This is a genomic window from Paenibacillus sp. W4I10 (assembly GCF_030816325.1).
Taxonomy (GTDB): Bacteria; Bacillota; Bacilli; order Paenibacillales; family Paenibacillaceae; genus Paenibacillus; species Paenibacillus amylolyticus_B.
This window is the reverse complement of the sequence record NZ_JAUSXX010000001.1, coordinates 6932279-6951311: the sequence shown is the minus strand read 5'-3', so window position 1 is coordinate 6951311 and position 19033 is coordinate 6932279. Positions and strand designations below refer to the sequence as shown.

At 45.8% G+C, this 19033-nt stretch carries 20 protein-coding genes; 7 read left to right on the top strand and 13 right to left on the bottom strand.

Annotation, left to right across the window (positions count from 1 at the left end; translation table 11 throughout):
• The first annotated feature begins 39 nt into the window (after positions 1-39).
• Positions 40-870 (top strand): class D beta-lactamase, encoded by an 831-nt coding sequence (blaOXA, locus tag QF049_RS31190; RefSeq protein WP_373428325.1) that lies wholly within the window; start codon positions 40-42, stop codon positions 868-870.
• A gap of 438 nt (positions 871-1308) precedes the next feature.
• Here blaOXA and QF049_RS31185 read toward each other — a convergent pair whose 3' ends face one another.
• Positions 1309-2265 (bottom strand): IS30 family transposase, encoded by a 957-nt coding sequence (locus tag QF049_RS31185; RefSeq protein ID WP_307542981.1) that lies wholly within the window; start codon positions 2263-2265, stop codon positions 1309-1311.
• Positions 2266-2431: 166 nt separating this feature from the next.
• A complete protein-coding gene (locus QF049_RS31180; RefSeq protein WP_307543502.1) occupies positions 2432-3304 on the bottom strand; it encodes an AraC family transcriptional regulator in 873 nt (290 codons plus the stop codon).
• A gap of 633 nt (positions 3305-3937) precedes the next feature.
• On the opposite strand from QF049_RS31180, the gene QF049_RS31175 reads away from it, so the two are divergent.
• Both QF049_RS31175 and QF049_RS31170 read left to right on the top strand, forming a co-directional pair.
• A complete protein-coding gene (locus QF049_RS31175) occupies positions 3938-4306 on the top strand; it encodes an RNA polymerase sigma factor (RefSeq protein WP_307542979.1) in 369 nt (122 codons plus the stop codon).
• A 44-nt stretch (positions 4307-4350) separates the two neighbouring features.
• Positions 4351-5037, top strand: coding sequence for a hypothetical protein (locus tag QF049_RS31170; RefSeq protein WP_307542977.1), 687 nt, complete (start codon positions 4351-4353; stop codon positions 5035-5037).
• A gap of 219 nt (positions 5038-5256) precedes the next feature.
• On the opposite strand, the gene QF049_RS31165 is transcribed toward QF049_RS31170, so the two are convergent.
• Positions 5257-5994: a cyclase family protein gene (locus tag QF049_RS31165; protein ID WP_307542975.1), complete on the bottom strand. Its 738-nt coding sequence runs from the start codon at positions 5992-5994 to the stop codon at positions 5257-5259.
• Between the two features lie 200 nt (positions 5995-6194).
• Between QF049_RS31165 and QF049_RS31160 the strand changes: the two genes are divergently transcribed.
• The gene (locus tag QF049_RS31160) at positions 6195-6830 is read left to right on the top strand and encodes a type 1 glutamine amidotransferase family protein (protein WP_307543500.1); all 636 of its coding nucleotides are present in this window, start codon (positions 6195-6197) and stop codon (positions 6828-6830) included.
• Here QF049_RS31160 and QF049_RS31155 read toward each other — a convergent pair.
• A complete protein-coding gene (locus QF049_RS31155; RefSeq protein WP_307542974.1) occupies positions 6814-7740 on the bottom strand; it encodes an NADP-dependent oxidoreductase in 927 nt (308 codons plus the stop codon). The genes QF049_RS31160 and QF049_RS31155 overlap by 17 nt on opposite strands.
• Before the next feature lie 195 nt (positions 7741-7935).
• Between QF049_RS31155 and QF049_RS31150 the strand changes: the two genes are divergently transcribed.
• Complete coding sequence (locus QF049_RS31150; protein ID WP_307542972.1) at positions 7936-8814, top strand: PhzF family phenazine biosynthesis protein; 879 nt, start codon at positions 7936-7938, stop codon at positions 8812-8814.
• A gap of 74 nt (positions 8815-8888) precedes the next feature.
• Here QF049_RS31150 and QF049_RS31145 read toward each other — a convergent pair whose 3' ends face one another.
• The 5 genes from QF049_RS31145 to QF049_RS31125 all read right to left on the bottom strand — a co-directional run bounded on the left by QF049_RS31145 (position 8889) and on the right by QF049_RS31125 (position 13179).
• Positions 8889-9836, bottom strand: coding sequence for an alpha/beta hydrolase (locus QF049_RS31145; protein ID WP_307542970.1), 948 nt, complete (start codon positions 9834-9836; stop codon positions 8889-8891).
• Positions 9837-9945: 109 nt separating this feature from the next.
• Positions 9946-10662 (bottom strand): expansin ExlX, encoded by a 717-nt coding sequence (exlX, locus tag QF049_RS31140; protein WP_307542967.1) that lies wholly within the window; start codon positions 10660-10662, stop codon positions 9946-9948.
• Between the two features lie 338 nt (positions 10663-11000).
• Positions 11001-12206, bottom strand: coding sequence for a cation:proton antiporter (locus QF049_RS31135; protein WP_076216431.1), 1206 nt, complete (start codon positions 12204-12206; stop codon positions 11001-11003).
• 3 nt (positions 12207-12209) lie between these two features.
• On the bottom strand, positions 12210-12716 hold the full coding sequence (locus QF049_RS31130; protein WP_036617317.1) for a cation:proton antiporter regulatory subunit: 507 nt from the start codon (positions 12714-12716) through the stop codon (positions 12210-12212).
• Positions 12706-13179, bottom strand: a complete 474-nt coding sequence (locus tag QF049_RS31125) for a GreA/GreB family elongation factor (protein ID WP_307542965.1) — start codon at positions 13177-13179, stop codon at positions 12706-12708. Before QF049_RS31125 ends, QF049_RS31130 begins: the two co-directional genes overlap by 11 nt.
• Before the next feature lie 388 nt (positions 13180-13567).
• Here QF049_RS31125 and gdhA point away from each other — a divergent pair, with 388 nt between their 5' ends.
• Positions 13568-14953, top strand: coding sequence for an NADP-specific glutamate dehydrogenase (gene gdhA / locus QF049_RS31120; protein ID WP_176872533.1), 1386 nt, complete (start codon positions 13568-13570; stop codon positions 14951-14953).
• 155 nt (positions 14954-15108) lie between these two features.
• Positions 15109-15963 (top strand): pentapeptide repeat-containing protein, encoded by an 855-nt coding sequence (locus QF049_RS31115; RefSeq protein ID WP_307542963.1) that lies wholly within the window; start codon positions 15109-15111, stop codon positions 15961-15963.
• A gap of 77 nt (positions 15964-16040) precedes the next feature.
• Here the strand turns inward: QF049_RS31115 and QF049_RS31110 are convergent, their stop codons facing one another.
• The 4 genes from QF049_RS31110 to QF049_RS31095 form a co-directional block, all read right to left on the bottom strand.
• Positions 16041-17018 carry a diaminopimelate dehydrogenase gene (locus QF049_RS31110; RefSeq protein WP_373428324.1) on the bottom strand — a complete coding sequence of 326 codons (978 nt, stop codon included), beginning with the start codon at positions 17016-17018 and terminating at the stop codon, positions 16041-16043.
• A gap of 211 nt (positions 17019-17229) precedes the next feature.
• The gene (locus QF049_RS31105; RefSeq protein WP_307542958.1) at positions 17230-17820 is read right to left on the bottom strand and encodes a hypothetical protein; all 591 of its coding nucleotides are present in this window, start codon (positions 17818-17820) and stop codon (positions 17230-17232) included.
• Positions 17821-17852: 32 nt separating this feature from the next.
• Positions 17853-17999, bottom strand: coding sequence for a hypothetical protein (locus QF049_RS31100; protein ID WP_307542956.1), 147 nt, complete (start codon positions 17997-17999; stop codon positions 17853-17855).
• A 50-nt stretch (positions 18000-18049) separates the two neighbouring features.
• The gene (locus tag QF049_RS31095) at positions 18050-19033 is read right to left on the bottom strand and encodes an alpha/beta fold hydrolase (RefSeq protein ID WP_307542954.1); all 984 of its coding nucleotides are present in this window, start codon (positions 19031-19033) and stop codon (positions 18050-18052) included.

Sequence of the window (19033 nt, the reverse complement as noted above, 5' to 3'; positions counted from 1 at the left end):
ACTCAATGTTGTCGACATGAGCTTATCTCTTATACCAGTATGAAGAAGACAAAGGAGGAATGCAATTTGGTTAATTGGAAAAAGAAAAAACGAGTCGTTCTGGTAATTGCTGCTCTCCTACTCGTTGGTATGACGAGTAGTGCATTTCTATCCGCAGATGCTGCCCCGAAAGAGGCAAAGTTCTCTTGCAAGGCACTATTTCGTGACGTGCAAGGCACCCTGATTGTCAAAAACTTGAGAACTGATCAAATCTATGTCTGCAATCCCGAACGGAGCCTGAAGCGATTCACGCCAGAATCGTCATTCAAAGTGCCGAACGCGCTCATCGGCCTTGAAGTGGGTGCTGTGCAGGACGAGTATGACGTGAAACGGTGGGACGGCGTCCAACGGCCTTTCGAGACGTGGAATCGGGATCATACACTAGGTTCGGCAATGAGAGCATCCGCAATCTGGTATTATCAGGTGATGGCCCGAGATATCGGTACCGAGAGGATGCGAAGTTACATGGATAGTATTCGTTACGGGAATATGGATATTAGCGGGGGCATCGATACTTTTTGGCTGAACAGTTCACTGAAGATCTCGGCAGAGGAGCAGGCTGGCTTCATGGAAGACCTTGTGGAAGAGACACTGCCTTTCCAGGAGCAGACGATAAAGACCGTTAAGCGCATCATGATTGATAGTGACCAGGACAACTACACCGTGCATGGCAAGACGGGTACTCGGCTGTCCGACATGGGCCTCGGCTGGTACGTGGGCTATGTGGAGAGCGGGAAAACCGTCTGGGTGTTTGCCACTAATGTGGACAGCAGTGGGACGACCGCCAAGATGATCACGCTGGAAGCCTTAAAGCACCTCGGCATTTTGTAATCATTACCCACGTTTATCATTTATGCGGTCCTGTTCGACAGCTTGTTGAGCTGTAAACGCCGAGCTCAAGTCGAAACTGGGTGGGCTGCAGTTCGCCTTGCCGGGACAAGGAACATTACAACGACTAACCGCTAATGGTTTCAAAAATGTATCCAAGGCATAGATAATGTATGGAAGCAGTAATATTAGTGTAAAAGCGGTCACCGCATCCGATCCTGAGCTCTGTCTGTTAAAAGCAATATCCAATGGGGAGAGAGCGTCAATTAATAAGGAAGGTACAACAGACTAGGAGGAACATTAATAAAAAATTGGGGTTTACTTGTAGTACCTTGTCTTTTCTTACTTATTGTTGGTTGCTCTGGCAAGGAATTAACTATGCCTGAGAAATGGAAGCTTAGTTACAACTAAGCTTCTTTTCATATTCCATACGACGGATTGTCAAACCAAGTGCGACAGTTCCTCTGTGAAAGATTCGTGAGCTGTCTTCCAACCCAAGCATTTTCGTGGTCTGTGATTCATTAGATCAAGTGAGTGTGCGAGTTCTTCATCCTCCACCCCAGCGAAATCTGTACCTTTGGGGTGAAACTCTCGTAGTAAGCCATTCGCATTTTCGTTGGAAGCGCGTTGCCAAGAGGAATACGGATCAGCAAAATAAACGTGTAGGTTATGAATTGTTTCCAAATTAGCATAGCATGCAAACTCCTTTCCCCGGTCAGCCGTAGCTGTGAGGAAGGTACCTGTGGGATACTGTGAAATGGCTACACCGAGCGCAATCTCCATCGACAAAGCGGTACGATCAGGCATGAGAATGGCGGTATACAGCCTGGTTTTGCGTTCAATGAGCGTGGCTACGCATCCTTTACTTTTCCCACGACCTGATACGACGGTATCCAGTTCCCAATGCCCAAACGTTTCACGGGAACGAACCTCTTTGGGGCGATCCGAAATCGATCTGCCTATAGCGAATTTACCGCGAGTTTCTGTTGGTCTCTGACGCTTTCCTTTGTGCCGAAGGACCTGTAACGTGCCTCCAACCAGATGCCCGGCGTAGAGCCAGCGGTAGATGGTTTTAAAGGAGACCGAAGGCAGGCCTTGGATGCGAAAACGTTCCGTGATTTGCTCTGGAGACCACGTTGCCTGCAGTTTTTCCTCCAAGGAATTAGCAATGGCTTTGGACCATTTACCGGGTGAGACAGAAGCTTTACGACGCTCCTGATAAGCGCTCTGGGCATGCTCAGCCTGATAGGGTTGCAATGAAACCGTGCGCTCCAACTCACGGTAAATGGTCGAAGGATGTCTTCCCAGCTCTTTTGCAATCGCTCGTGAACTTTGGCCTTGTTTGTGGAGGATTTCTAGCTTGCTGCGTTCAATTATGCTAAGATGTGAATAACTCATGGACTGATTCTCCTTATGTGAATGCTGGTGTGGTAACTTTCATTCTACACGAATCAGGCTATGAGCCATTTTTTTATTTTCAGTAGGTGTCGCACTTCATATTACAATCTGTCAATTATTAAGAAATGGCCACCTAATGGTGACCAAAACTGCGGTTAAACCATCTCTACTTCTTACTAACCGGAATCCATACCTCACAAATTGAATCTTGATGCGTATCATCAACCCAGTAGTATTTCTCTATACATGGTCCTTCTACTTGTTCAAAATTCGTCGAGGGGAACCACTCGGAATAGATACGTTTCCAGATGTTCAGAATACCCAATCCGATTTCTACATCGTCCGGAACTGTCTCCTTACTGTCGAATACCGCATAAGTTTGGCTAGGAACATGAAGGAGGGTAAATTCATCCGTAACCTGTTTTCCATTCGGAAGTTCTGCTCCCATCAAATAGCGTTTCGAACCATCCTCATTAAAGTCAAAATGATAACCGTACAGCAGTGATCCCGCTGGTCTTCCTGCCAACTCGTTAATCTGATCATGAATGCCATTCTTCCAAATCTCCTCCACAAACACGGGTATCTCCTTGTAGGCATCCATATGGATAGTAACTGTCTTACCGAAAACTGTTGATTCCATTTCCTCCACGATTCGATAATTCATCTCGGTTTCCCCTTTAATCTGAATTTGAAAGGAGATTCGAGGAAATGCCTTAAGTTTCACATTCATTTTCTTAGCCGCAAGAGGTGTAACCCCATGCATCCGCTGAAAAGCTTTCGTAAATGCCGCCGGACTGTCGTAACCGTACTTAAGCGCGACATCAATGACTTTACAATCCGTTCCCGCTAACTCCTGCGCCGCAAGCGTAAGCCGCCTATTCCTCACGTACTGAGTTACGGTCACACCGGTTACTGCATGAAACATGCGCTGAAAATGATATTTTGAACTCATTGCTGACCTAGCAATGTCCTCAATCTCAATCGGCAAGTGCAGATGTTGTTCCACATAATCAATGGATTGACGAAGCAACTTAAGCATCTCCAAGATCTCGCATCTCCTTTCTCCTACAGTGTAAAAGAACCGTTGAATATCTTCTTGTTTAGAAGTGCTCCATTTTGTCTAGAAAGTCAAATACAACAATGAGAGATCTAGTAAAGCTTCGATTCCTCATCAAGATGTACCATTACCGACCGATTAGCAAGTCCCAGTCCCTAATATCTTTGATTTATATTAACACATATTGAAAGATGCCCAGTAGCTTAAGAGGAACAACTGCCGTGGTGGCAAACTGTTCTTGGATTTTTCCTGAACTAACCTGACTCTTAGTTGAACAAAGCAGGTGATCACATTGATCAGCTGCTTCTTAGTATTATAGAATCTAACGTTTCCCGTTAGTTTAATTGGTTGGGGGGTTATAAATTGAAAGATTCCAATCAAGATGACCAAAGTCACGAGTACTGTTATAAAAGTTAAGCTCAACCTCAAGCTCCTGAATCTCTTTCTCCATTGGTAATCCTCACTTAATACCACATAGCTGAATTGCCTTTACGCTTTACTTTTTCGGGGTTTAAAAAAGTGGAGCGGCGTCGTGTAAAATTATTTTAAAATGATGTGGCTTTTTACCTCTCTTCGGTGTCTAATGAATTGTAAGTTCAGGAGGAGGTATTACTGGTGTCACGAGCTCAAGACAAAAAGAAAATCCCTGTTCTTCCGGAGGAGCAGGAGCACATCCAGCATTTCGAAGCCATTTATAATCAATATCGAGATAGAATTCGAAATTATATTGCAGTAAAGACAAATTCGGCAACTGCCGATGACTTAACACAACAAGTCTTTTTAAAAGCAATGGAAAACTTTCACTTGTTTAAGTGTAACTCCAGTATATTTACTTGGCTCTTCAAAATCGCGCAAAATATTGTGAAAAACGAGTATCGTACGAGATCACGAAATAAAGAAATGGTGCACGAAGTAATCGATTTTCAGTCCCAATCGATATCCCTCGGGAAAGCGCAGTCAAGAACAGACTCTATCGTGCCTTAAACAAACTAAAAAAAGAATTAAAAGAATGGGGTGACATTACACTCATGTCTATTAATGAATTGATATCAATTGTGGATAAAAGCGAGGCTCCCTCCAAAAATGATGGTATGAACAAGGTATACCATGACTTATTTGAAGAGTTGAAAAGCAATGTAGATCGAATTATTACAATCTATCGTCATCGACCTTCTCAGAAAATCGCTATTGAGATCTATCCGGATCTGCCCACTTTTCATCAAGCAATAAACGAGCCGGATCCGCCCAATTGGTTTATGGGAACCTATGAAGACAATAAAATTAAAATCGTATCCCCACTCAACCCAGGCCCTGAGCATACGTATCAATCGGTACTACGGCACACTATAAGCTTGTTTACGATGTGGTTAGTGAAGGATATTAATCCGTTGGCACCGAAATGGCTTACACACGGTCTCGGCGGGCATGAAGCCAAACAAATGTCACAAGAATATATCCAGTATAGCACCTCCGAATTGATTCAAAATAACGCTGTCCCTAGCTTTCAAGCATTAACTAATGATACCTGGGATTTCGAGAAGATAGGGGGATATGGATTCTCGCACTTGCTCGTAGAATATCTCATCCATTCATACAGTTTAGATGCGCTCAACAAATTCATACGCGATGCCACTGATTTTCAAGGCGCATTTCAAGTATCGGAAGCTGAGCTGCACGGGATGTGGGTGCAATATTTAAAATCTAGGCTATGTTAAATTTTGATACTAGTATTTGACCATAGTTCATAGTTCATAGTTCAACAGTACACTATACATCGTTCTACCTAGTACAGCCTTATAGCCCCAATCATTAAACTATCCTGCCCGTTAGCTTAACTGAAAAACAGCCGACTATTTCTATTTAGCCGGCTGTCTACTTGAGTATTCTGAGTTCTGTGCCTGATTTATCTATTTCAGCTTTTGATCTGTTTCGTTTTAAGGCAAAATGGCAAAGGATCGAACTGGAAAACCAGAAGCTTTCTCCGCTTTGGGTACAATATTGAAAATAACAGCGCCCTTGGCCGGCACCTGATCCAGGTTTGTTAACAGCTCAACTTGATATGTATCTTGGGCGAGTACATAATATTCTGCCAGAAGTGCTCCATTCTTCTGATAATCCACGGCCGAGTCCGTGTCAAAGGTTTCATGTCCAATGGCTTGTATTTTCCTCTCCTCAAATAAAAACATGAGCGCACGGACTGACCATCCAGGTGCATGACTGTTGCCCTTATCATCCTTGTTATCAAATGCTTCATGGCTAGGCCAGCGTTTACTCCAATCGGTACGTAAGGCTACAAAGCTTCCAGCTTCAATCACGCCATGCTCTCTTTCAAATTCAAGAATATGCTCCACATCCAGTGTGAAATCCGGATTGTTCTGCACTTCAGCGGACTGGTCAATGACCACAAGTGGCAATACAAGCTCCTTCAAGCCCAACTCATCCAGATACCGGGTATCCCGAACGAAGTGGATCGGCGCATCAAGATGTGTCCCGTATTGACCTGGGAACTTGAAGCTCTGGGCAAAGAAACCTTGATCGTGATCAAACAGTGTATCGAATTGTGCTGCCTCAAAAGCTGAAAAATGTGGAGAGTCCGGTCCAAACGTATGGGTCAGATCCACCCATTTCTTTTCTTTTAACAATTGAATGGCTTGAATGAGTTCGTTGGACATCCTAATCACCTCATGCACAAAATGGAATAAATTTCTCCTATTATATCTTATTCCACTGCAATTGGGGAGCAGTCCCTATATTGGTTCTTAGGGCTATAAATTTCAAATTCGAAAACTTCACTGACCGTAGTTGTCAGTGAAGTTTATTTATAATAGGAGAGTAATCCATTCAATCATGAATAACAAAAGGAGTGTGTATGATGCAAACGAGGAACGTATATCTTTATGTATTCGATACGATGTCAGACTGGGAGGTAGGTTATTTAACTGCTGAACTTAACTCGGGAAGGTATTTCAGGAAAGAGATCGAGCCTTTGCAGGTCGTAACGGTAGGTGTAGATAAACATCCGGTAACTACCATGGGCGGATTAAACATCCTTCCACATATTTCTATTGATGAATGTACATTGAAAGGTAACGACGTCATCATTCTTCCAGGAGGAAACACCTGGATGGAAACCATCCATGATCCTCTATTAAAAAAAGTTGCTGCCTCCATAGAAGAAGGTACGGTTATTGCGGCGATTTGCGGTGCCACAGTTGCACTTGCAAAAATAGGGTTACTGGATATCAGACAGCATACAAGCAATGATTTAGAATACCTGAAGATGATATGCCCAGATTATACTGGAGAAACATATTATGTAACGGAGCCAGCAGTAACCGATGGAAATGTAGTTACTGCATCTGGAATAGCTCCGTTAGAATTTACGATGCATGTGTTGAAGCTGTTGAATGTCTTTGCACCAGAAACATTACAGGCCTGGTTCAATCTGTATCAGACTCATGAGTCCAAATACTTCTACCAGTTAATGAATTCTATTGCACCTGAATAACCAGTTTCCCGCGGGTATGATGGGTCTCACTCTTCTCATGTGCTTCCCGTACTCCCTGTTGAGTTAGCGGGTACGTTCCATCAATAACCGATTTGAGTTTGCCTTCCGCAGCCAGTTCAGCCAGCTGATCCAGTTGATCCCCTTTGGACTCCATCATGAAAACGTTGGCCGTTACTCCGGCTTCCTTGGCAAGCTTCTCATCCGGTTGTTCCACCAAGGATACCAGATGTCCGCCAGACTTTAACACCTTGAAGCTATCGCGCTGAATATCACCGCCCATGGTGTCCAGCACAACATCATAACCGGAGAGAATCTCCGAGAAATCTTCTTTTTTATAGTTGATAAAATGATCTACACCCAACGAGCGAAGCAACGCTTCGTTTGATTCACTTGCCGTGGAAGCCACTTCAGCGCCGAGGGACTTGGCAATCTGTATTGCATACGTTCCCACACCACCTGCACCCGCATGAATGAGTACCTTCTGCCCTTTGCCTAAACGTCCATGATCCACAAGGGCTTGCCAAGCCGTCATCGCAGCCAGCGGGATCGCTGCAGCTTCCTCGAAGCTCAGGTTCTCCGGTATACGGGCAATAATGTCTCCATCAACAGCGACATATTCTGCATAGGTCCCGAATTGACGCGGACGCGCAAATACCCGATCACCTTCTCTGAACCGCGTGACATTTGAACCTGCTTCAGCCACAATACCCGCAACATCGCCGCCCAGAATCAACGGAAAACTCTCCGCTGCTTCTTTCATATCACCTTGTCTGATTTTGAAGTCCACCGGGTTCACCGACGTGGCATGTGTTCGAATTAACACCTGATTCACTCCACATGCTGGCTTGGCTACTTCCTTTTCCTTCAATTGTTCCGCTCCACCAAATTCTTCAATCACAATTGCTTTCATTAGAGATCCCAGCCTTTCCAATGGATTATCGTTATGCTCTCTCCATCATTACCCTTTCCCTGCGGTCACTTGACCTATTCATTTCAACATTCACAGCAATCTGGGATTCACAAGCCCGTTCAACAATCGTGATATAATGTCGATTATCGATTACGTTAAATCTTAACCCAATAACTGAACAAGCGAGGTAACACGATGGAAGTGGAAGTTAGTACATTACATGCATTTTCGGACAAAGCCTATGGCGGAAACCCCGCAGGGGTTGTTTTACAAGCAGCGCATTTGTCTGAAACCCAGATGCAGGAGATTGCCAGACAAGTCGGTTTTTCAGAGACTGCATTTGTTATGCCCTCGGATCAGGTTGATTTCAAAGTGCGTTATTTCACCCCAAGTGATGAAGTCGATCTATGTGGACATGCCACAATTGCTTTATTTTATCTAATGAAGACACAGCAGCTCGTTAATGTTGGTACATATACACTGGAGACACTGGCCGGAATTCTTAAAGTTGATATCGCAGTCAATGGAGAAGTCTATCTGTCTCAGACGTTGCCGGAGTTTGGGGAGATCGTGGATCGACAGCAGATTGCCGATTCGTTACGTATTTCTATGGAGGATTTGCATTCCGAGCTACCTGTACAGATTGTGTCTACCGGGCTACCCGATATCATGATAGCCGTTAAAGATCTTGATGTTCTGACCAAAATCGATCCTGACTTCCAGCGTATCACTGAAATAAGCAAGGCTCATCACGCCATAGGTTATCACGTGTTTACACTCGAATCAGATGTTATGGACGTTCTGGCAGAATGCCGTAATTTTGCACCACTTTATGATATACCGGAAGAGAGCGCAACGGGCACATCCAATGGTGCAATGCTCTGTTATTTATCCCGGTACAACCAACTCACAGATCCTCATCATCACACGTACACGATCAGACAAGGGTATACCATGAACCGCCCCTCCGAAATCCGAGCCCGATTAACGCTGGATAGCTCTAATGAAATCACACAGATTCAGGTTGGCGGTAGCGCAGTTCATATCGAAAACATTCAAATACACCTCCCTTAGTGGGAGGTGTTTTACGTACTTAGAATATGTAAACTATCTTATGCGAAGCAGTGTAGTAGCCTGGCCTGTGGTCATCATTGAATTTGTTGTAAAAATCGTAGTACCGCTACCTCCAACTGGTTCAGTCCTGGCTGCTCTATAGGAAAATGGCCTGCCCCTTCCAAGATCACACATTCCTTGTCCACCACCAGACGATCAAAAAAAGATTGGCTGAACCTGATCGGTGTCATGGGGTCCAGTTCAGGGTGAACCAACAGGACCGGACACTGGTTGAACTGTTCCGGGCTTACCTCCGGTTTTTTATTAAGAAATGTTCTTAATAATTCTAACGGAATACGTGTAGCTGCCGCTTGTGGATCGTCCATAATAAGCCGGGTTAAGTCCTTGTTATTAGTAATCAGTTGCATTCGGGATACCTGTTTGACCGAAATACGTACATGATCCAGCAGACCAGGGAACATATCCATCATACGTTTTCCCGCCCGGCTCACCAGACGATTCGGCGCAAGCTGGTCACGCATTTCCGGATTACTCGTGTCTACAAATGTAGTTGCGATCAAATCCTTAATCCGCTTGCTGCGTGCACTGGTATGATAGGCAAGCATCCCTCCGATGCTACTTCCCAATACAACGATTGGCTTGCCGTCTTTTTTGTGTTCCCGTTCGATGAGTGACACAAGTAGCTCTATCCAAAGTTCGTAGTTAATACGTGTACCAGACATTGCGTAACTTAACCCATACGGCGGAAGATCTGGCGATACCACCTCGAATCCATGTCGCTGCAACATGCGGGCATACGGAGCGAGCAACCTGCCATTGCCTCCCGCACCATGAATGAACAGAATTTTGATTGAAGACTCCGGCGCAGGTAAACGATCGATATGCAGATGAACCCCATTTGACTCCCACCATTCTTCCTCAGGAGCTGTATGCTCCCCTAGCCTCACTTCTTCCGGGAAAAAGGCCTGATACTGCTTCCAATAGGGATGTGTTGTCTGATATGAAGGCAAACTTTTTTTCATACGGTACATTCTCCTCTTTTCGTATACAAAAAAAGCCGTACAGTGTACGACTTTTCGTTAAGAATACGTCTATGACCATACTTCTTTTTATAACAACTCCGTATATCTGTCAATCGGGAAACTGTACATTGCCCGGTACGATATATGCACCACCCGATCCATCATTAGGCAGAGCCGGGATCGTGTCATTTAATACCTGACCGCGAATATCAGTAATACGAACGTTTAGTTTTTCTTTGCCCAGTCCGGTTCCGAGGAAATGATTATAGTCTTGCTTTTCAAGATTGAGCCACGTACCATCCTTCTGTTTCACTTCGAACTTCAGCACCGGATATTTGTGATTACGAACCTGAATGGCTGCCCACCACTGACTGCTGCCTTCCTTGATCCGATAGGAGACGTTGCCTTGAATTGGAGCTTTGACCACTTTCCAGCTGATATTGATTTTGCCTGCCTTTGGGTCACCGATCAGGTTAAAGGCATTCGGCGAGAGATCCAGCGCTCCGCTGGCACCCTCTGGATAGAGGTCTGTTACATAGACGGTTGTTTTGCCTTTAGGACCCTGCACCTCGAGATATGCTCCCGCTAAAGCGGCTTTGACACCGTTATAATTGAGTTGGAACGGATTAAGTGCAGTAATCTTCATGTCCGCCGGGATGGGATCAAGCAACACTGCACCTCCCGAGTAACCTGAGCCCGTATACGTCGCATAACCCTGATATGTATCATTCCATGCAGCAGATGCAGGTAGAGCAAATAATATGAGACTGAGCAATATTCCTGTACCAGCCCATTTTAACCGTTGAAATCTACTTTTCTTGTTCATGAGCTATTCCTCCTCGTCCGTTCTCGTGTAAATGGTACGTTCAACTGCTAGAATTGAATATAACATTATTTTACATAATGACTGTTTATTTTCAATCCCTATCTACCAAATCACATCTATAGTCCTGCCTCTGGACTTGAACATTCACGACCACGCACAAGATATGGATACATACCATAATTTGGTGGAAGAGGTATAATAATAAGACTGTATTGGATGGGTTCCAAGTAATAAAAAAACGCCACACCCCGGAGTAATTTCGCTCTCCGAATGGTGTGACGCCTATTAAACACTACGGTCAGAATACCCGGTCTGTCCAAGGACAGTCAGCGTTTGACTCAACCCGTTTCCCTTCGTTTCATCCGCTTCCTTAGTCGCTCATACGATGCGTAAATCCGCGGAGATTCTTTTGTCAGGATAGGCCCCAGCACAGCCAGAATTAACACATACAACACGGCAAACGATTGGATGGATGCCATCAGCCCTCCGGCCTTGCCGATGTTCGCCATGATAATGGAGAATTCGCCCCGCGAGACCAGGGTAAAGCCCACATTCAATGAGGCCTTAGGGCTCATTCCAGCCAGTCTGCCAGCGATCATACCTGCACCATAGTTACTGGCAATCGTCAGAATAACGGCAATAATCGTCATCCCAACAGCTCCGCCAAGTGAAGCCGGCTCGATGGTCAGGCCAAAACTGAAGAAGAAAATTGCACCAAAAAAATCTTTGAAAGGCATGATCTGATGTTCAATCCGACTCACATGTCTTGATTCGCCCAGCACAAGCCCCATCATCAACGCTCCAATAGCTTCAGCTACATGCAGTGTCTCCGAGAAACCAGCCACCAGGAAGAGCAGTGTCATGACGGTAAGCAGAAACAACTCTGATGACTTGATATTCAGTGCCTTATCAATATATTTGATGCTTTTCCTGCCAATAATCAGGAACAGCACAATAAACAGCAGGGCAGACAGCGATACCAGCAGAACACTTAAGAATGAAGTTGCCCCGCTGAGCACAAGCCCAGTCAGGATGGAGATATGAATCGCGATGAACAAGTCATCAAACATGATCATGCCCATGATAATCTCTGTTTCAGGGTTTGCCGTGCGTTTCAGATCAACCAGCACTTTAGCTACAATGGCTGTAGAAGAGCTGGTCATGATCCCGCAGACAACAAGTGTCTCCTGAAGGGGCAGATCCATGAACCACCCCAACAGCAATCCAGAGACGAAATTCAGGCCTACATAGAACATGCCCCCAGTCAGAATGGCTTTACCAGACTTTAATAAACGGGAGACCGAGAACTCCAGACCCAGATAAAATAGCAAAAACAAAATACCAAGCCTGCCCATAAATTCAATAAAGGTTGAACTTTCGATAAAACGTAAATCCACTATGCCGATCTGTGGTGCATGTGGTCCAACAGCCATACCAATCAGGATATAGAAAGGAATGACCGAAAATCGTAATCGTGAAGATATCAGCCCAGTAAGTGTAATCAGCGCAACGGCAATTCCCACTTCGAATATGAGCATATCCATAGGCTAAGTCCGTCCATCAGTCAACAATTGTTTGAGATGTTTGATCTGATTCCGTTCACCGGCAACTACAATTGTAGCTCCAGCGGTAAAAGCATAATCCGGACCTGGATTAAAATGCTTCTCCTTATCCTTGGTCACGACAGCGAGAATAACGGCGCCCGTAGCCTGACGGATATCCAGTTCACCAATCGTCATGCCTACACTTGCGGCGTGAGGCTCAATTCGCAGCCATTCGATTAACAGCCCTTCAAGCATCACTTCACGCTCATCCTGAAACTTCGGTTTATAGGTCATACCACCAACGATAGCGGCTACCGCCCGGGCTTCATCATCGTCCAGGGTGACAAGGGATACCATATCACCCACCTCTTCAGGCGTATCCCCTGACTCCATATGGAACAGGTCACGTCGCTCGTCGTTATGGATCACAATGACCAAGTGCTCACCACTACGGGTATGCAGCCAGTATTTACGTCCAATCCCTGGTAAGTCCGTCTCTTTAAAGTGCATGATCTGCACCCCCTAGAGCCGGCTCGTTCAAGGTTTCGCTCCTCAGCTCAATCCCCGTGATGCGGATTCTCATGGAACCTGATGGTGTATGAACAGACCTAACTTCCCCTTTACTGCCAAGCAGTAATTGACTCCCTACTGGAGAGAGGAAGGAAATACGCCCCTCATCAGGATCGGTATCTTCTGGCATAACAATCATGAACGAATCTGACGTATGAAAATCGAGATATTCAAAATCAATATGACTGCCGATCAATACAGCCGAGTCCAGATCTTCATCAGGGCCCAGGAGCAGTTTTTCCACATACTCCGTATATGCCGACAGTTGTTTTTCCAATTGTATCCGCTCTGGATCGCGCACGTCGAAATAGGCGTCGAGAAATGTTCTTTTCTCTTCACCGAATGTAAATAGCTGGCTCACCAGCTTCTCTCTGCAATTATGGCGGGAAGTCCTATGGTTCATAGTAGATTTCACCCCCTATACAAGCCTTGTTCTCCATGTTGATTGGCATGTTTCTCTTCATCATCTTGTTTTCCTCCTTTTTATTATAAAAAGACCCCGGAATACGAGACCTTCTTACCATCTTACCAAAACTAATATTTTAATCCAATATATTCGTCTAACTTGCTTTTTTATTATCATTTGTGGTCATATCTTCCATTTAATAACTTAATTCTTCACATCATATGGTAGATCCATAGAACATTTTAATTACTGCATAAAAAACATTTTATGGTTTTTTATCTCGTATTTTTATTTGCTTTCCTGTATATTTAACTACAAACTTTTATTCAATTTATGCAAATAAGCCTCTACAGACTTTAACACAATAAAGGAGTGCATCGAAAAAGTGTCCACGATAACAAAAGAAACTACAGAGTCCGTTCAAGTTACTGCCGCAGATTATGTTCATTCCGTTTACGAGTCGGTTGTCGCCAGAAATCCGCATGAAGATGAGTTCCATCAGGCTGTCAAAGAAATTCTGGATTCCCTTATTCCTGTTATTGAAGCACACCCCAAGTATAGGAACCATAGTCTGCTGGAACAGCTTGTTGAACCCGAACGTGTAATCACATTCCGTGTCCCATGGGTAGATGATCAGGGCAAAGTTCAGGTTAACCGTGGATTCCGGGTGCAATTCAACAGTGCCATTGGCCCTTACAAAGGCGGACTTCGCTTCCATCCTTCTGTATACTCGGGCATCATCAAGTTCCTTGGCTTCGAACAGATCTTCAAAAATGCTTTGACTGGTCTGCCCATTGGCGGTGGTAAAGGCGGTTCTGACTTCGATCCCAAAGGAAAATCGGATCTGGAAGTCATGCGTTTCACGCAAAGCTTCATGACAGAGCTGTACAAATATATCGGTTCCGATACGGATGTACCGGCAGGTGACATTGGTGTAGGCGCAAGGGAAATCGGTTACATGTTCGGTCAATACAAACGTATTCATGGCGGGCATGAAGCAGGCGTGTTGACAGGTAAAGGACTGCTGTACGGAGGAAGCTTGGCACGTAAGGAAGCGACTGGCTTCGGCTGTGTGTACTTCGTGAAGGAGATGCTGCAATCCAAGGGGCTCAGCTTCCAAGACAGCACAGTCGTTGTCTCTGGCTCTGGTAATGTGTCCATCTATGCCATTCAGAAGGCACAGGAGCTTGGAGCTACAGTCGTGGCGTGTAGTGACTCAGGTGGCTACATACACGATCCACAAGGCATCAACCTGGATACCGTGAAACGTCTGAAAGAGGTTGATCGTCTTCGCATCAGCGAATACATCAAAGAACACCCGCATGCTACATATACCGAAGGCTGTGAAGGCATCTGGTCTATCCCTTGTGATATTGCTCTTCCATGTGCAACGCAAAACGAGATCGATGAAGAAGCTGCGGCCCTGCTGGTTAAAGGTGGCGTGAAGGCCATTGGCGAAGGCGCGAATATGCCTTCCACCCTGGCTGCCATTGACGTCTTCCACGGCGCAGGCGTGCTGTTTGGTCCAGCCAAAGCGGCTAATGCCGGCGGTGTAGCCGTGTCTGCTCTTGAAATGTCACAGAACAGCATGCGGTTGTCCTGGTCATTTGAAGAAGTAGACGCGAAGCTGCATGACATCATGAAGAACATCTACACCAGCTGTGTAGAAGCTGCTGAAGAGTATGGTTGTGAAGGCAACCTCGTTGCCGGAGCGAATATCGCCGGTTTCCTCAAAGTAGCCGATTCCATGATTGCTCAAGGTGTAGTTTAATTTAAATACGTGATTCTCCACGATCAAAGGGCGTTCCTATTAACTTGGGGAACGCCCTTTTTTCCTTGTCTTCAATTGCTCTAATCGCAGGGCAATGGTAAAGTGGTAGTGACGTAATTCCATCTATTTGTACTATCTATAAGGAAGTGTTTACATTGTCTAACCAACCATTTGCCAGCACTGCAAGTCCTCATCTTAGCGCAGACTGTGAGCAATGTTTTGGCCTGTGCTGTGTTGCCTTGCCCTATGGCAAGTCATCTGACTTTGCTTTTGATAAAGCCAGCGGCACACCCTGTCCCAATCTGCGCACGGACAATCGATGTGGTATCCATACCCAGCTTCGGCAGAAAGGGTTCAAAGGTTGCACGGTATACGACTGTTTCGGAGCTGGACAGAAGCTATCCCAAGTGACCTACGCGGGCAAAGATTGGCGTGATCATCCAGAGTCTGCAAACGAGATGTTTGATTGTCTGCCTGCCTTGCGACAACTTCACGAGTTGCTCAGTTATATGAAGGAAATGATGATGAGACCGGAGACGTTATCCCTTCACTCGGCATTTGGTGAGTTATATGAGGAGGTTGAGCACTTGAGCAATCTGGAGCCTGCGGCCCTCCTCCGTCTGGACATCGCCAATTATCGGTCCAGTGTGAATCAACTCTTGGTCCAGGCAAGTGAGATGGTACGCGCGAATGTGCCACCCACCGCTCATGGACAAGGGAAGTCGAAGAAGAGTAAAAAACGTACCGGAAGTGACTTTTTTGGTGCCAATTTAAAAGGGGCTGACCTGCGGGGCGCAAGCTTCCGAGGGGCTTTAATGATCGCAGCCGATCTCCGAAATGCAGACACACGAAATGCGGATTGGATTGGCGCGGACTTGCGGGATACGGATCTGAGCGATGCAGACCTGAGAGGTGGCATCTTCCTGACGCAATCCCAGATTAATGCAGCCAAAGGTAATGTGAATACCAAGTTGCCGGATCATCTTAACATTCCCTCTCACTGGGTGTAGCAAAAACAAAAAAACAGCTCGTCCTATATATCCAAGGACGAGCTGTTTGTTATACAAATCACTGGAACGAATCAGAATTATAACAAGTCGCGGCGAAGATCTTCAGCCGATTTCGGAGACAAGTGACCGAGCGGAATATCAAATACCGTTTTCGCTCCCTTATGTCCTTCCACGCTCAAGCGTTGTGCGGCTCTTGCATACGCCACAAGTACGCTTGCTGTAAATTCAGGATTGCTGTCGAGTTTCAGACCAAATTCAATAATTTGCTTTTGACCGGCACCTGTAACCCCACTGCGAATAACAAATCCACCATGCGGCATACCTTCATGCTCGGATTTCAATTCTTCTTCGCTAATGAACGTTACAGTTGTATCGTAATCTGCAAAATAGTTAGGCATCGACACAATCGTCTCACGGATCTCATCCTGACTAGCACCATCTTCTGCTACCACATAACATTGACGCAGATGTTTCTCACGTGTAGACAGCTCTGGTGTCTCCCCTGCACGAATGCGGTTGATCACCTCTTCAACAGGTACAGTATACTGTACACCCGCCTTAACGCCTGGAACACGACGAATAGCATCCGAGTGGCCTTGGCTCACACCTTTGCCCCAGAACGTGTACTCTTTTCCTTCTGGCAGTATGGACTGTGCAAGCAGACGGTTCATGGAGAACAAGCCTGGGTCCCAACCTGTGGAAATGACACTTACGTGACCGCCTTGCTCTGCCGCAGCATTAACTTCTTTGTAGAATTCAGGAATCTTCGCATGTGTATCGAAGCTATCTACCGTATTGAACAATTTGGCGATGGCTGGTGTCTGCTCTGGAAGGTCGGTTGCAGAACCACCACAGAGGATCATAACATCAATCTTGCCTATGTATTGCTCCGCTGCAGAGATATGCTCAAAACGTACTTCTGTGCTTTCAGCGACCATCTGCTCCGGATTACGACGTGTAAACACAGCAATCAATTCCAGATCCTCGTTCTGGGAAATGGCTTTCTCTACACCTTTACCCAAGTTACCGTAACCAACAATACCCACTCTAATCATGTTCAATCCTCTCCTGTCTTCTTCTATAGTTGTCTATTACTCTATTATAATGATATAACATACCATGTAACCTGTCAGGTTTCCAGTTCGAAATAAAAATACCTTGCAGCGGTGCAGCAATAATGCGGCTCCGTATGCAAGGTATTATGGCGTTCATTCGTTATTTTAGGAAGAAAGAAAGCAGGAAAGAAAAATAGCCCTTATCTTCTGCTTATGATTCTGTCCAGGTCAACGTCAGTTCAATGACGCCTTCCTGTCCTGCCAATGTTCCTCCAATCAAGGACCAGACATCCTGCGTCTCTGGATCGGTTCCCTGAATGATAATATTTTTGTCATCGATCGTCTGACCCGCATCCGTCAACTTTTTGGCGTTGAAGTAATCTTTATACAGCTCAGATACGGTTTTCATATCTTGTTCCGTGGAGAAAATCACCATGGCCGATTGCTTGCCTTCATTCTCACCAGAATTGGCTAAACGAATCGTTGCATCTTCCGGCAATGGGAAATCACTTGGCAAGTTCTCCGGCAACTCATTGGTTCCAGCAGCGGCTTCCTCACCACTATCTGAATCCGAGTCGGCTGGCGCAGTCGTACCCTCCGTCTCGGTCACTGCACTTGTTGTTGCTTCGCTTGCACCGCTTGCACCTTCATTAGTCGCTTGTTCACCAGTTCCGGAGGAAACTTCGGTGTCCACCTTCTCAGTATCACCTGTCGGTTCGTCTGCCGCGCTGCTGCAAGCACTCAAGGCCACCATCATCGCCAGTGCCGCACAGGCATATAAATAGTTCCTTCTCTTCACCATCCGTTATCACTCCTTCTTCTTCATTTTATGTGCTAATCACGTTCAATCGGCTGGATCACAGGCACCGCATGAACGTTATTCTTAACCCATATCACAGATACAGATAATACACTTAAAGACAATAGACAACTGGCTACGAGAATGGACAGGAAGCGGGTGATCACTCTAAACTTTTTCATCCATCCCTCCTCCTCATCCTGTTCATCATGTGTTTGTGGAATCATGTTACTCATAGGTCACTGGACGGTGTCACTAATTTTATGATCTCGGCAGCGACAATATCCGGTTGACTGTTGTGGATGTAATGCTCGGCGTGAGGGACAATCTGCTGGGTTCCTTGTCTGGACCATGAAGCAAATTTCACTTGATCTGCCTGCCATGCCCGACTCCCCTCACTTGGTTGATCTGATCCGGCTGTCAGGATCGTCAGAGGGAAAGGAAACTCCTTTTTGTTCTCCAGCACACGTAATGCGTTGATCTTGGAATGACGAATCTCATCCATCACGTTGTCATTGTATGCATGCTTCAGGGTAGAAATGGTGGCAGCCTTTTTCATCGGCGCAGAAACCAACTCCGGGTCAATGACCAGTGTTGCCATCATCTGATCCGAATGCAGCAATGTACGCGCAATGCCTGTTTTCACCAGAAATCGAGCTGAAGCAAAATACCATTCGGGCGTATCCATCTCTACCGTACTGTAATATTCAGGACTGCCTCCATCGATCATGACCATGCCAGCCACCTCATCAGGGTATCTTTGCGCAAACCGGAGTGTCTCCAGCGAACCCAGAGAGTGACCTACCATGATGTATGGTGGACGTTGCCCGGATGTTCGCAACAATTGGTGGATCTCTTCCGAGATCGTATCGACATCACGAGGTTCATCCGTATAGTCACTGTATCCGTAGCCAAACCGATCGTATACCGCAATTTTCACCTTTGATTTCAACTTGTCATACAACGGACTGAAATCCACGTACGGATTGGGTGTCCCCCAGCCTGAGGCAAACACCACGGTTACCTCTCCTTTGCCAGCGGTGTAGAGGTGCATGTTGCGACCACTCACTTCATAATACTTGCCTGGCGGGGGATAGGACTTCATATCCTGCGTGGATTGATACGCTTCATACGCTGTACCTGCCAGCAGCAAAAGTCCTGTGGCAAACATCATGCCTCCCAGCACCTTTAACCCTCTCCGTAACCCCTTCTTCAT

What these genes read in the sequence shown, in the direction of transcription:
- QF049_RS31170 (WP_307542977.1), top strand. Translation starts at nt 4,351, where the DNA reads ATGTCTATTAATGAATTGATATCAATTGTGGATAAAAGCGAGGCTCCC.
- QF049_RS31185 (WP_307542981.1), bottom strand. Translation starts at nt 2,265, where the DNA reads ATGAGTTATTCACATCTTAGCATAATTGAACGCAGCAAGCTAGAAATC.
- QF049_RS31180 (WP_307543502.1), bottom strand. Translation starts at nt 3,304, where the DNA reads ATGCTTAAGTTGCTTCGTCAATCCATTGATTATGTGGAACAACATCTG.
- QF049_RS31130 (WP_036617317.1), bottom strand. Translation starts at nt 12,716, where the DNA reads ATGCACTTTAAAGAGACGGACTTACCAGGGATTGGACGTAAATACTGG.
- QF049_RS31125 (WP_307542965.1), bottom strand. Translation starts at nt 13,179, where the DNA reads ATGAACCATAGGACTTCCCGCCATAATTGCAGAGAGAAGCTGGTGAGC.
- QF049_RS31105 (WP_307542958.1), bottom strand. Translation starts at nt 17,820, where the DNA reads ATGGTGAAGAGAAGGAACTATTTATATGCCTGTGCGGCACTGGCGATG.
- QF049_RS31160 (WP_307543500.1), top strand. Translation starts at nt 6,195, where the DNA reads ATGCAAACGAGGAACGTATATCTTTATGTATTCGATACGATGTCAGAC.
- exlX (WP_307542967.1), bottom strand. Translation starts at nt 10,662, where the DNA reads ATGAACAAGAAAAGTAGATTTCAACGGTTAAAATGGGCTGGTACAGGA.
- QF049_RS31135 (WP_076216431.1), bottom strand. Translation starts at nt 12,206, where the DNA reads ATGGATATGCTCATATTCGAAGTGGGAATTGCCGTTGCGCTGATTACA.
- QF049_RS31145 (WP_307542970.1), bottom strand. Translation starts at nt 9,836, where the DNA reads ATGAAAAAAAGTTTGCCTTCATATCAGACAACACATCCCTATTGGAAG.
- QF049_RS31110 (WP_373428324.1), bottom strand. Translation starts at nt 17,018, where the DNA reads ATGATTAGAGTGGGTATTGTTGGTTACGGTAACTTGGGTAAAGGTGTA.
- QF049_RS31165 (WP_307542975.1), bottom strand. Translation starts at nt 5,994, where the DNA reads ATGTCCAACGAACTCATTCAAGCCATTCAATTGTTAAAAGAAAAGAAA.
- QF049_RS31095 (WP_307542954.1), bottom strand. Translation starts at nt 19,033, where the DNA reads ATGAAGAAGGGGTTACGGAGAGGGTTAAAGGTGCTGGGAGGCATGATG.
- QF049_RS31100 (WP_307542956.1), bottom strand. Translation starts at nt 17,999, where the DNA reads ATGAAAAAGTTTAGAGTGATCACCCGCTTCCTGTCCATTCTCGTAGCC.
- QF049_RS31150 (WP_307542972.1), top strand. Translation starts at nt 7,936, where the DNA reads ATGGAAGTGGAAGTTAGTACATTACATGCATTTTCGGACAAAGCCTAT.
- QF049_RS31155 (WP_307542974.1), bottom strand. Translation starts at nt 7,740, where the DNA reads ATGAAAGCAATTGTGATTGAAGAATTTGGTGGAGCGGAACAATTGAAG.
- blaOXA (WP_373428325.1), top strand. Translation starts at nt 40, where the DNA reads ATGAAGAAGACAAAGGAGGAATGCAATTTGGTTAATTGGAAAAAGAAA.